Source organism: Citrobacter sp. Cf116 (genome assembly GCF_030336505.1).
GTDB lineage: Bacteria > Pseudomonadota > Gammaproteobacteria > Enterobacterales > Enterobacteriaceae > Citrobacter > Citrobacter freundii.
This window is the reverse complement of record NZ_JAOWEQ010000041.1, coordinates 158,566-171,108: the sequence shown is the minus strand read 5'-3', so window position 1 is coordinate 171,108 and position 12,543 is coordinate 158,566. Positions and strand designations below refer to the sequence as shown.

The 12,543-nt window shown below is 54.5% G+C and carries 8 protein-coding genes; 2 read left to right on the top strand and 6 right to left on the bottom strand.

All coding sequences use genetic code 11. The annotated features are described in order from the left end of the window. Window positions 1-170: 170 nt before the first annotated feature. A complete protein-coding gene (gene djlA, locus OGV74_RS21720) occupies window positions 171-986 on the top strand; it encodes a co-chaperone DjlA (protein ID WP_003845702.1) in 816 nt (271 codons plus the stop codon). Window positions 987-1,081: 95 nt separating this feature from the next. On the opposite strand, the gene rluA is transcribed toward djlA, so the two are convergent. The 6 genes from rluA to araB form a co-directional block, all read right to left on the bottom strand. Next, window positions 1,082-1,741, bottom strand: coding sequence for a bifunctional tRNA pseudouridine(32) synthase/23S rRNA pseudouridine(746) synthase RluA (rluA, locus tag OGV74_RS21715; protein WP_003018849.1), 660 nt, complete (start codon window positions 1,739-1,741; stop codon window positions 1,082-1,084). Between the two features lie 11 nt (window positions 1,742-1,752). Further along, a complete protein-coding gene (gene rapA, locus OGV74_RS21710) occupies window positions 1,753-4,659 on the bottom strand; it encodes an RNA polymerase-associated protein RapA (RefSeq protein ID WP_071696579.1) in 2,907 nt (968 codons plus the stop codon). 131 nt (window positions 4,660-4,790) lie between these two features. Continuing rightward, window positions 4,791-7,142 (bottom strand): DNA polymerase II, encoded by a 2,352-nt coding sequence (gene polB, locus OGV74_RS21705; RefSeq protein ID WP_286521525.1) that lies wholly within the window; start codon window positions 7,140-7,142, stop codon window positions 4,791-4,793. 91 nt (window positions 7,143-7,233) lie between these two features. Continuing rightward, the gene (gene araD, locus OGV74_RS21700; protein WP_003018841.1) at window positions 7,234-7,929 is read right to left on the bottom strand and encodes an L-ribulose-5-phosphate 4-epimerase; all 696 of its coding nucleotides are present in this window, start codon (window positions 7,927-7,929) and stop codon (window positions 7,234-7,236) included. Window positions 7,930-8,026: 97 nt separating this feature from the next. After that, window positions 8,027-9,529, bottom strand: a complete 1,503-nt coding sequence (gene araA, locus OGV74_RS21695; protein ID WP_086504889.1) for an L-arabinose isomerase — start codon at window positions 9,527-9,529, stop codon at window positions 8,027-8,029. A 10-nt stretch (window positions 9,530-9,539) separates the two neighbouring features. Then, window positions 9,540-11,249, bottom strand: a complete 1,710-nt coding sequence (gene araB, locus OGV74_RS21690) for a ribulokinase (RefSeq protein WP_086504890.1) — start codon at window positions 11,247-11,249, stop codon at window positions 9,540-9,542. A 339-nt stretch (window positions 11,250-11,588) separates the two neighbouring features. Here araB and araC point away from each other — a divergent pair, with 339 nt between their 5' ends. Next, window positions 11,589-12,434: an arabinose operon transcriptional regulator AraC gene (gene araC / locus OGV74_RS21685; protein ID WP_003018834.1), complete on the top strand. Its 846-nt coding sequence runs from the start codon at window positions 11,589-11,591 to the stop codon at window positions 12,432-12,434. The last annotated feature ends 109 nt before the right edge of the window (window positions 12,435-12,543 follow it).

Below are 12,543 nucleotides of genomic sequence, written 5' to 3'. Positions count from 1 at the left end.
GTTAATCCTGCCCATTTAGGCATCCGTGGTGTTAGGCACGGCATTGAATGACAGGTATGATAATGCAAATTATAGGCGATGTCCCACAATTGACCGCAGCCGTAAATCGGTAAAAGCACCTTATATTGTGGGACATAGCCTGGCTGAGAGCATAAAGATTTGGGGAGTCTATGCAGTATTGGGGAAAGATAATTGGTGTAGCCGTGGCCTTAATGATGGGTGGCGGCTTCTGGGGTGTGGTTCTGGGGCTGTTAGTTGGCCACATGTTCGACAAAGCCCGCATGCGCAAAATGGCGTGGTTTGCCAACCAACGTGAACGCCAGGCGCTGTTTTTTGCCACCACTTTTGAGGTGATGGGACATTTGACCAAATCCAAAGGTCGCGTCACGGAAGCCGATATTCATATCGCCAGCCAGTTGATGGATCGGATGAATTTGCACGGTGACTCGCGAACGGCTGCACAACACGCCTTCCGGGTAGGAAAATCGGATAATTATCCATTACGTGAAAAGATGCGTCAGTTTCGCAGCGTCTGTTTTGGTCGATTCGATCTGATCCGCATGTTTCTGGAAATTCAAATCCAGGCGGCATTTGCCGATGGGTCGTTACATCCTAATGAGCGTGAAGTGCTGTATGTGATTGCTGAAGAGTTGGGGATCTCACGTACCCAATTTGATCAGTTCCTGCGCATGATGCAGGGCGGCGCACAGTTTGGCGGCGGATATCAGCAGCAGTCTGGCGGCGGTGGCTGGCAGCAGGCGCAACGCGGCCCGACGCTGGAAGACGCCTGTAATGTGCTGGGTGTGAAAACGACCGATGATGCGACTACCATAAAGCGCGCTTACCGTAAGCTGATGAGCGAGCACCATCCGGACAAACTGGTCGCGAAAGGTCTGCCGCCAGAGATGATGGAAATGGCGAAGCAAAAAGCGCAGGAAATCCAGAAGGCTTACGAGTTAATCAAAGAACAAAAAGGCTTTAAATAATAATTATGCCGGATGCGGCTAGCGCTTTATCCGGCCTACGGTAATGAATGTAGGCCGGGCAAGCGAAGCGCCCCCGGCATAAATTGGCTCAGAATTTAAAAATCCGCCGGGACTTTAAACGTCATACTGTTGCCGTATTCGGGATGCGTGATGGTTAGCATCTCGGCGTGCAGCAGCAGGCGGGGTGCCAACGCCAGCGCTTCAGGCGGAGCATAGAAGCGATCGCCGAGGATTGGATGCCCTAACGCCAGCATATGCACACGCAGCTGGTGGGAGCGTCCGGTAATCGGTTTAAGCACGACCCGGGCGGTGTTATCCGCCGCGAACTCCACCACCTCATACTCTGTCTGCGCTGATTTCCCGGTCTCATAACACACTTTTTGTTTTGGCCTGTTCGGCCAGTCGCAAATCAGCGGTAAATCAACCAGACCCTCGGCCGGAGCGGGATGCCCCCAGACGCGTGCAACATACTGTTTTTTCGGTTCGCGCTCGCGAAACTGCCGTTTTAGCTCGCGCTCTGCCGCTTTGGTTAGCGCGACTACAATCACGCCGCTGGTGGCCATATCCAGACGATGGACGGATTCAGCCTGCGGATAGTCGCGCTGAATACGCGTCATCACGCTGTCTTTGTGCTCATCCAGACGACCCGGCACAGACAACAAACCGCTCGGCTTGTTGACCACCATAATGTGCTCATCCTGATACAGGATGACCAACCAGGGTTCCTGCGGCGGATTGTAGTTTTCCATCCCCATGTATGGCTCCGTTACTGATGCGTCACGACGATCAGGCGCAGGGCATCCAGACGCCAGCCCGCCTGATCCAGGCTTTCCATCACCTGCTGACGGTTGCTTTCAATTGCGCTGAGTTCGTCATCACGGATGTTCGGGTTAACGGCACGCAGCGCTTCCAGACGGGAGAGTTCCGCAGTCAGTTTTTCGTCCGCTTCTTTACGCGCCGCGTCGATCAGCGCGCGGGCTGATTTTTCCACCTGTGCTTCACCGAGTTGCAGAATAGCATGAACGTCCTGCTGCACGGCGTTGACCAGTTTACTGCCGGTGTGGCGGTTAACGGCGCTGAGCTGACGGTTAAAGGTTTCGAACTCAACCTGTGCAGCGAGGTTATTGCCGTTTTTATCCAGCAGCATACGTACCGGCGTTGGCGGCAGGAAGCGGTTCAGCTGCAGCTGTTTCGGCGCTTGCGCTTCAACCACATACACCAGCTCAACCAACAGCGTTCCGACCGGTAATGCTTTATTTTTCAACAACGAAATGGTGCTACTGCCGGTGTCGCCAGAGAGGATAAGATCCAGACCATTACGGATTAACGGATGCTCCCAGGTAATAAACTGAGCGTCTTCACGCGACAGAGCGACATCACGCTCAAACGTAATGGTGCAGCCATCTTCCGGCAATCCAGGGAAATCTGGCACCAGCATATGATCGGACGGTGTCAGCACGATCAAATTGTCACCACGGTCATCCTGATTAATACCAACGATATCAAACAGATTCATGGCGAAGGCGATCAGGCTGGTATCATCGTCCTGTTCTTCAATACTCTCAGCCAGCGCCAGCGCTTTTTCACCGCCGTTAGAGTGGATCTCCAGCAGACGATCGCGACCTTGTTCCAGCTGTGCTTTCAGCGCGTCATGTTGTTCGCGACAGGTTTTGATCAGATCGTCAAAGCCATCGGTATTTTCTGGTTCAGCCAGGTAGCCGATCAGATTGTTATAGACCGTGTCGTAGATGGTACGGCCGGTCGGGCAGGTGTGTTCGAACGCATCCAGACCTTCGTGGTACCAGCGCACCAGCACGGATTGCGCGGTTTTTTCCAGGTACGGAACGTGGATCTGAATATCATGTGCCTGACCAATACGGTCCAGACGGCCAATACGCTGTTCCAGTAGATCCGGATTGAACGGCAGGTCAAACATCACCAGATTGCTGGCGAACTGGAAGTTACGCCCTTCGGAGCCGATTTCAGAACACAGCATGACCTGTGCGCCGCTATCTTCTTCGCTAAACCAGGCTGCGGCGCGGTCACGCTCAATGATCGACATCCCTTCATGGAACACGGCTGCGCGGATACCTTCGCGCTCGCGCAGAACCTGCTCCAGCTGAAGCGCGGTGGTGGCTTTCGCACAGATAACCAGTACTTTTTGTGAGCGGTGGCTGGTCAGGTAGCCCATCAGCCATTCCACGCGCGGATCAAAGTTCCACCAGGTGCCGGTGTCGCCTTCGAATTCCTGATAAATCTGTTCCGGGTAGAGCATATCGCGCGCCCGGTCTTCCGCGCTTTTACGCGCACCCATAATGCCGGAGACTTTAATCGCCGTCTGGTATTGGGTCGGCAGCGGCAGCTTGATGGTGTGCAGCTCGCGTTTTGGGAAGCCTTTCACACCATTACGGGTGTTACGGAACAGCACGCGGCTGGTGCCATGGCGGTCCATCAGCATCGAAACCAGCTCCTGACGCGCGCTCTGGGCATCTTCGCTGTCGCTGTTTGCCGCCTGCAATAGCGGCTCAATGTCCTGCTCGCCAATCATGTCGCCTAACATGTTCAGCTCATTGTTACTCAGCTTGTTGCCTGCCAGTAACATAGCGACGGCGTCGGCGACCGGACGGTAATTTTTCTGTTCTTCAACAAACTGGGCGAAATCGTGGAAACGGCTAGGGTCCAGCAGGCGCAGGCGCGCAAAGTGACTTTCCATGCCCAGCTGCTCAGGTGTAGCGGTTAGCAGCAGGATACCCGGCACACGTTCTGCCAGTTGTTCAATGGCCATATATTCGCGGCTGGGCGCGTCTTCGCTCCACACCAGGTGGTGGGCTTCATCGACGATCAGCAGATCCCATTCGGCGTCACACAGATGCTCCAGGCGCTGTTTACTGCGACGGGCAAAGTCCAGCGAGCAGATGATCAGTTGTTCGGTTTCAAATGGGTTGTAGGCATCGTGCTGCGCTTCTGCATAACGCTCATCATCAAACAGTGCAAAACGCAGGTTGAAGCGACGCAGCATTTCGACCAGCCACTGGTGCTGTAATGTCTCCGGGACGATGATCAGCACGCGCTCTGCGGCGCCGGACAGCAGTTGTTGATGCAGGATCATCCCGGCTTCAATGGTTTTACCTAAACCCACTTCGTCTGCCAGTAAAACGCGAGGGGCATGACGACGGCCAACATCATGGGCAATGTTCAGTTGGTGAGGAATCAGGCTGGTACGTTGACCACGCAACCCACTCCACGGCATACGGTATTGTTCGCTCTGAAATTTACGCGCGCGATAGCGCAGAGCAAAGCGATCCATGCGGTCAATCTGGCCGGCAAACAGGCGATCTTGTGGTTTGCTGAATACCAGTTTGCTGTCGAGTAGTACTTCACGCAGCATGACACCGGTTTCTTCGGTATCCAGGCGGGTTCCGATATAGGCAAGCAGGCCGTTTTCTTCTTTTACTTCATCGACATGCAGTTGCCAGCCTTCATGGCTTGTTATCGTATCGCCAGGATTGAACATCACGCGGGTCACGGGGGAATCACTGCGCGCATACAGACGGTTTTCGCCCGTCGATGAGAAAAGTAATGTGACGGTTCGCGCATCCATGGCGACAACGGTACCAAGTCCCAATTCGCTTTCTGTATCGCTGATCCAGCGTTGACCAAGTGTAAAAGGCATATATGTTCGGCTCTATATCTTTAGTTGCAGGCAATACTCACCCTCTGCCAGAGTAAAGTGGCAGCAAGTGTATTGGGGTCCAGGAATGGAAAGGGCGCTATGGTACTGGATGGCGACGGTTTCGTCACGCGTCAAAATAACCCCAGTTGCCCTGTGAGTAGTGTAGCAAAATTATCGTCAATAAAGGGAAGAATTCCCTCGGCAACGGGTTGGATCTGGCGTGTCAGATAATGCTCGTAATCGAGCGCAGATAGCTGATAATCAACAGGTTCTGGGCCATTGACCGTCCAGACATATTTTATGGTACCGCGATTTTGATACTGCGGTGGACGCCCCAGCTTTACATTCTGCTCATCGGCGAGTCGCGCGGCACGCACGTGTGGTGGAACATTTCGCTGGTATTCGCTTAACGGGCGGCGCAGGCGCTTGCGGTACACCAGTTGTTCATCCATTTCACCGGTCATCAGACGGTCAATAGTCTCGCGAACAAACTCCTGATAAGGTTCGTTACGAAAAATTCGCAGGTATAGCTCCTGCTGAAACTGTTGGGCTAGCGGCGTCCAGTCGGTTCGTACCGTTTCCAGTCCCTTAAACACCATACGTTGTTCAGCGCCGTCCTGAATCATCCCTGCATAGCGTTTTTTACTGCCGGTATCTGCACCGCGAATGGTCGGCATCAGAAAGCGACAAAAATGGGTTTCAAATTCCAGCTCCAGCGCACTGGTCAGGTTTTGTCGTTTCAGCGACTGCGCCCACCAGTCGTTGACGTAGCTCACCAGCTCACGGCCAATCCGGGCGGCATCATCTTCTGAGTACGCCTTTTTCAGCCAGACAAAGGTCGAGTCGGTATCGCCATAGATAACGTCGTAACCCTGAGCTTCAATCAGCGCTTTGGTCTGGCGCATGATCGCATGGCCGCGCATGGTAATGGACGAGGCCAGTCTCGGGTCGAAAAAGCGACAGGCGGTGGTTCCCAGCACGCCGTAAAATGCGTTCATGATGATTTTCAGCGCCTGCGAGAGCGGCTTATTGCCGCGGCGTTTTGCTTCATCGCGACCATGCCAGATCCGGGTCACGATTTCCGGCAGGCAGTGCTTTTCACGTGAGAACCAGGCGTCAAGGAACCCTTCGGTGCTGTGCTCCGGATCCGGCTGCGCCATTCCTTCGATAAGCCCCACCGGATCGATTAAAAAAGTACGAATTATTGAGGGGTACAGGCTTTTGTAATCCAGCACCAGTACCGAGTCGTATAAGCCGGGGCGCGAGTCCATCACGTAGCCACCGGGGCTGGCGTGCGCGGGGACTTCACCCAGGTTCGGTGCCACATAACCCGCCCGGTGCATTCGTGGCAGGTAGAGATGTCCGAAGGCGGCAACTGAACCACCGTGCCGGTCGACCGGCAGACCGTTGACCGTCGATCGTTCCAGCAGAAATGGCATGATCTCGGTTTTATGAAAAATACGCGTGACCAACTCACAGTCTTTGAGATTGTAGGTGGCGAGCGCGGGCTTATCCTGGGCAAACCGGCGATCGATTTCGTCCATCCTGTCCCAGGGATTATCAATTGACTTCCCTTCGCCCAGTAGCTCCTGCGACACCGTCTCCAGCGAAAATGACGAGAAATTCCAGAATGCGGATTTGAGCGCCTCAATGCCGTCGATAATCAGGCGACCTTTAGCCTGCGCGAAGAACACGCCGTTTTTGAAGCCATGCTCGCGCCACTCCAGCTCGCTATTGTCACGACCAAAACGCAGGGGAATGCGGTAACGTTCGGCGTGCTTTTGCAGGACGCGTAAATCGAATTGCACGACGTTCCAGCCGATTATCACATCAGGATCGTGACGGGCAATCCAGTCATTGAGCTTTTCCAACAACTGCGGGCGGCTTGCAACGTACTCAAGTTCAAAATCCAGCGCAGAGGCATCACCGTTTGCCGGGCCGAGCATATAGACAATACGCTGCCCACAGCCCTCAAGACCGATGCAGTAGAGTTCGCCGTGGCGCGTGGTTTCGATATCCAGCGATACCCATTTTAGCGGTGGTCGATAGTCAGGGTTCGGCTTCAGGCGGGCATTAACCAGCATGTCGTCATGTCTGTCGCCTTCGACCCAAACAGGGGAGGTGATAAAGCGCTCCATTAGATACCGCTCCGGCGGCCGTACGTCAGCTTCGTAGACGGTGACTGCGTTTTCGCGCAGCAGTTTTTCCAGCCGCATAAGCTGGCGATGTGAGCGGCAATACAGGCCGGAAACGGGCTGGCGGTGGAAGTCTTGCAACTGAAGAGGCGTCAGGCGATAGCCGTTTTCAGTACGTAATAGTGAGGTGACGCGAGGAACCTGACTGGTGGGAATAAACGCGACTGACTCCTGTGGCGCAAGCGTGACCTGCAGCGGCCCATCGTCTGTAGCCAGCCAGAATGAGACCTCAGTTCCCTGCGGAGTGTCCCGCCAGTGTCGGGTTAGAATAAAGCCTGCCTGCGCCACGCTGTGTATCCATTAAAAAACCAGGCATTATTATAGCCTGGTTCTGATAGATTGGCTGTGATTTTATACAGTTGTTATGTGTCAGCAGGGACTATTGCCCGTAGTAGGCTTTAGCACCATGTTTACGCAGGTAATGCTTATCTAACAGGGTTTGTTGCATATCTGGCAATTGCGGCGCGAGCTGGCGACAGAAGATCCCCATGTAGGCGACTTCTTCCAGCACGATGGCGTTATGCACCGCATCTTCGGCATTTTTTCCCCAGGCAAACGGACCGTGAGAGTGCACTAGCACGCCAGGCATCTGCGCGGCGTCAATACCTTGTTTCTCAAAGGTTTCAACGATTACATTGCCGGTTTCCCATTCATATTCGCCGTTGATTTCTTCGTCGGTCATTTTCCGTGTGCAGGGAATCGAACCGTAGAAATAGTCCGCATGGGTGGTACCCGTGGCCGGAATCGACTGACCCGCCTGCGCCCAGATGGTTGCATGACGCGAATGGGTGTGAACAATGCCGCCAATGGTCGGGAATGCCTGATACAGCAGTCGGTGCGTTGGGGTATCGGAAGAGGGCTTCTTCTGGCCTTCGACTACTTCACCCGTGGCGATACTGACTACCACCATATCGTCTGCGGTCATTACGCTGTAATCGACCCCGGAAGGTTTAATCACAAACACGCCGCGCTCGCGATCGACGGCGCTGACGTTCCCCCAGGTCAGGGTGACCAGATTGTGCTTAGGCAACGCCAGATTGGCTTCCAGTACCTGACGTTTAAGATCTTCTAGCATGTTAACTCCTGAATGCCGGATGGCGCTTCGCTTATCCGGCCTACGGTGATTTGTAGGCCCGGTAAATGAAATGCCACCGGGCAATCCGTTTCGACAATTAACGTTTGAACGCGTAATACACTTCGTTCCAGCGCAGCGCGTCCTTAAAGGCCGGCAGGCGGGTATCGTTATCGATCACCGCGATCTCGATATCGTGCATTTCAGCGAACTGGCGCATATCGTTCAGATCCAGCGCGTGGCTGAACACGGTGTGGTGCGCGCCACCGGCCAGGATCCAGGCTTCAGATGCAGTTGGCAGATCCGGTTGAGCTTTCCACAGCGCGTTAGCTACAGGCAGTTTCGGCAGGGAGTGCGGTGTTTGTACCGTGTCGATGCAGTTAACCAGCAGGCGAAAACGATCGCCGAGATCGATCAGGCTGGCAACCACGGCCGGGCCGGTTTTAGTGTTGAAGATCAGACGGGCGGGATCGTCTTTACCACCAATGCCGAGGTGCTGTACGTCGAGGATCGGTTTCTCTTCCACCGCGATGGACGGGCAAACTTCCAGCATGTGCGAACCGAGTACCAGATCGTTGCCTTTCTCGAAGTGGTAGGTGTAATCCTCCATAAATGAGGTGCCGCCCTGCAGACCGGTTGACATCACCTTCATGATGCGAAGCAGAGCGGCGGTTTTCCAGTCGCCTTCGCCCGCAAAGCCATAGCCTTGCTGCATCAGACGCTGTACGGCCAGACCCGGAAGCTGTTTCAGGCCGTGTAAATCTTCAAATGTGGTGGTGAAGGCGTGGAATCCACCCTGTTCCAGGAAGCGCTTCATCCCCAGTTCAATACGGGCCGCTTCCAGGACGTTCTGACGTTTTTCACCGTGGACTTGCGTCGCCGCCGTCATGGTGTAGGTGCTTTCGTACTCATCGATTAGCGCGTTGATTTCGCCGTCGCTAATTGCGTTCACTACCTGCACCAGATCGCCCACGGCCCAGGTGTTTACCGAGAAACCGAACTTGATCTGCGCAGCGACTTTATCGCCATCGGTGACCGCAACTTCACGCATGTTGTCGCCAAAGCGGCAGACTTTCAGGTGGCGGGTATCCTGTTTGGACACGGCCTGGCGCATCCAGGAGCCAATGCGTTCATGCGCTTGTTTATCCTGCCAGTGACCGGTGACCACGGCATGCTGCTGACGCATACGTGCGCCGATGAAGCCGAACTCACGACCGCCGTGCGCAGTCTGGTTCAGGTTCATAAAGTCCATATCAATGCTGTCCCACGGCAGGGCGGCGTTGAACTGGGTGTGGAACTGCATCAGCGGTTTGTTGAGGATAGTCAGGCCGTTAATCCACATTTTGGCCGGGGAGAAGGTATGCAGCCAGACCACCATCCCTGCACAGCGATCGTCGTAGTTAGCGTCACGACAGATAGCGGTAATCTCGTCAGGGGAAGTTCCCAGCGGCTTTAATACCAGCTTACAGGGCAGTTTGGCTTCAGTATTCAGTGCGTTAACGACGTGCTCCGCATGTTGGGTTACCTGACGCAGGGTTTCAGGGCCATACAGATGCTGGCTACCAATCACAAACCACACTTCATAGTTATCAAAAATCGTCATTGTCGTGTCCTTAATGTGTCAGGGTTGCCAGGTCTACCGGGGCTTGTTGCGCCGGAGCGGCAGTCGGAAGGTATTGTTGTTCAGCGCTTACCGCCCAGTGCTGATAGCGGCGGTAGAGTTGTTCAAAACGTTGAGCCTGCTCTGGGCGAGGTTGCAGCGTGTTTTCCACGGCGCTTGCCATTTGCTGCTGAGCGGCTGGGATATCGACGTGTACTTTCGCGGCAACGGCAGCGAAGATAGCCGCACCGAGTGCGCAGCACTGGTCTGAAGCGACAATCTGTAGCGGGCGGTTCAGCACGTCACAGCAGGCCTGCATGATGACCGGGTTCTTGCGCGCGATACCGCCAAGCGCCATTACGTTGTTAACCGCAATGCCTTGTTCGGTGAAGCATTCCATAATGGCGCGTGCGCCAAAGGCCGTGGCGGCAATCAGCCCACCGAACAGCGCTGGCGCGTCAGTTGCCAGGTTCAGATCGGTAATTACCCCTTTCAAGCGCTGGTTGGCATTGGGCGTACGGCGACCGTTGAACCAGTCGAGCACCACCGGGAGATGCTCCAGTGATGGATTTTTCGCCCATGCTTCAGTGAGTGCAGGCAGCAGCTGTTTTTGACTGGCTTTAATCTGGGACTGCAGTTCCGGATGCTGTGCGGCAAGCTGTTCCAGAGGCCAGCTCAGCACGCGGCTAAACCAGGCATAGATATCACCGAATGCAGACTGGCCAGCTTCGAGGCCAATAAAATCAGGTACTACGCTGCCATCAACCTGGCCGCATATGCCTTTCACCGCGCGTTCGCCGACGCTGTGCTTGTCGGCAATCAGAATGTCGCAGGTCGACGTGCCGATGACTTTCACCAGCGTGTTAGGCTGTGCGCCTGCGCCAACCGCGCCCATATGGCAGTCAAAAGCACCGCCTGCAATCACCACGCTTTCCGGTAGCCCCAGGCGCTGTGCCCACTCGGCGCACAGGGTGCCAACCGGCAGATCCGCGGTGAAGGTATTGGTAAACATTGGGTATTGCAGATGGCGGTTGAGGATGGGGTCGAGTTCGTCAAAGAAACTGGCTGGCGGCAGACCACCCCAGCTTTCATGCCACAGGGATTTATGTCCGGCGCTGCAGCGACCGCGACGAATATCCTGTGGGCGTACGGTGTTGGAGAGCAGGGCCGGAACCCAATCGCATAGCTCAATCCACGAGACCGCAGCTTCGGCTACCGCATGGTCCTGACGAGTTACATGCAGGATTTTGGCCCAGAACCATTCGCTGGAATAAATGCCGCCGATATAGCGGGAGTAATCGATCTTGCCCGGTGTGTGGCACAGGCGGGTGATTTCTTCGGCTTCTTCTACTGAGGTGTGATCTTTCCACAGGACAAACATTGCATTCGGGTTTTCCGCGAACTCCGGACGCAGTGCCAGTACGTTACCGTCTGCATCGATGGGCGCCGGGGTTGAGCCGGTACTGTCAACGCCGATCCCGACCACTTCCGCGCGCTGTTCAGCGCTCAGTTCGGCCAATACGGTTTTCAGCGCCGCTTCCATGGATTCAATGTAGTCGCGCGGATGATGGCGAAACTGGTTGTTTGGGCCATCGCAATACTGCCCTTCTTGCCAACGTGGATACCACTCAACGCTGGTGGCGATCTCTTCGCCGGTGGCACATTCCACCGCCAAAGCGCGTACTGAATCACTACCAAAATCGAGGCCAATTGCAATCGCCATCGTCTTACTCCATCCAAAAATACGGGTATGGATAAACAGTAGTGAGTAGCGATAAAAACCGTCAGGCAGGATCCGCTAATCTTATGGATTAAAATGCTGTGGCATCACAAAGTGTGACGCTGTGCAAATAATCAATGTGGACATTCCTGCCGTAGTTATAGACACTTTTGTTAGCCGATTTTGACGTTGGCGTAGTACATGTTTTTTACAAAGAGCTTTTCACAAGCGGGATTGGTGGTCCATTACCGCAAATACAGCGGCCCGCAGGGGCGACAGCGATGATGTCTGGCGTAATATGGACAAATTGTTTCTTGGCAAGACATAGGGAGTATTGAAATTATGGCTGAAACGCAAAACGATCCCCTGTTGCCAGGTTATTCGTTTAACGCGCATTTGGTGGCCGGATTAACCCCCATTGAGGCGAACGGATACCTGGATTTTTTTATCGACAGGCCGCTGGGTATGAAGGGTTATATCCTCAATCTCACCATCCGTGGCGAAGGGGTTATCAATAATCAGGGCAAGCAGTTTGTCTGCCGGCCTGGCGATATTCTGTTGTTTCCACCTGGAGAAATTCACCACTACGGACGCCACCCTGACGCCAGCGAGTGGTATCACCAGTGGGTTTACTTTCGCCCGCGCGCCTACTGGCAGGAGTGGCTGACCTGGCCAGCCATTTTTGCCCAGACCGGTTTTTTCCGCCCGGATGAAGCGCATCAGCCGCATTTTAACGAGCTGTTTGGGCAGATAATTAACGCCGGGCAGGGAGAAGGTCGTTATTCCGAACTGCTGGCGATTAATTTACTGGAACAATTATTGCTCCGACGTATGGAAGCCATCAATGAATCGCTACACCCGCCCATGGACAACCGCGTCCGCGATGCCTGCCAGTACATCAGCGATCACTTGGCGGACAGCAATTTTGATATCGCCAGCGTCGCGCAGCACGTCTGCCTGTCGCCTTCCCGTTTGTCGCATCTGTTCCGTCAGCAGTTAGGTATCAGCGTATTAAGCTGGCGCGAGGACCAGCGCATCAGCCAGGCGAAGCTATTACTGAGCACCACACGTATGCCCATTGCCACCGTAGGTCGCAATGTTGGCTTTGACGACCAGCTCTATTTCTCTCGTGTTTTCAAAAAATGTACCGGCGCCAGTCCGAGCGAGTTTCGCGCCGGATGTGAATAAAAAGTGAATGATGTATCCTGAAAGTTGTCATAACTCGCAATCTATTCAGACAATTGATGGCTTGACGAAGTTGAGAGGGGTTATCAAAATCCCTGCTTCGTAAATTTGA

What these genes read in the sequence shown, in the direction of transcription:
- rluA (WP_003018849.1), bottom strand. Translation starts at nt 1,741, where the DNA reads ATGGGGATGGAAAACTACAATCCGCCGCAGGAACCCTGGTTGGTCATC.
- djlA (WP_003845702.1), top strand. Translation starts at nt 171, where the DNA reads ATGCAGTATTGGGGAAAGATAATTGGTGTAGCCGTGGCCTTAATGATG.
- araD (WP_003018841.1), bottom strand. Translation starts at nt 7,929, where the DNA reads ATGCTAGAAGATCTTAAACGTCAGGTACTGGAAGCCAATCTGGCGTTG.
- rapA (WP_071696579.1), bottom strand. Translation starts at nt 4,659, where the DNA reads ATGCCTTTTACACTTGGTCAACGCTGGATCAGCGATACAGAAAGCGAA.
- araA (WP_086504889.1), bottom strand. Translation starts at nt 9,529, where the DNA reads ATGACGATTTTTGATAACTATGAAGTGTGGTTTGTGATTGGTAGCCAG.
- araC (WP_003018834.1), top strand. Translation starts at nt 11,589, where the DNA reads ATGGCTGAAACGCAAAACGATCCCCTGTTGCCAGGTTATTCGTTTAAC.
- araB (WP_086504890.1), bottom strand. Translation starts at nt 11,249, where the DNA reads ATGGCGATTGCAATTGGCCTCGATTTTGGTAGTGATTCAGTACGCGCT.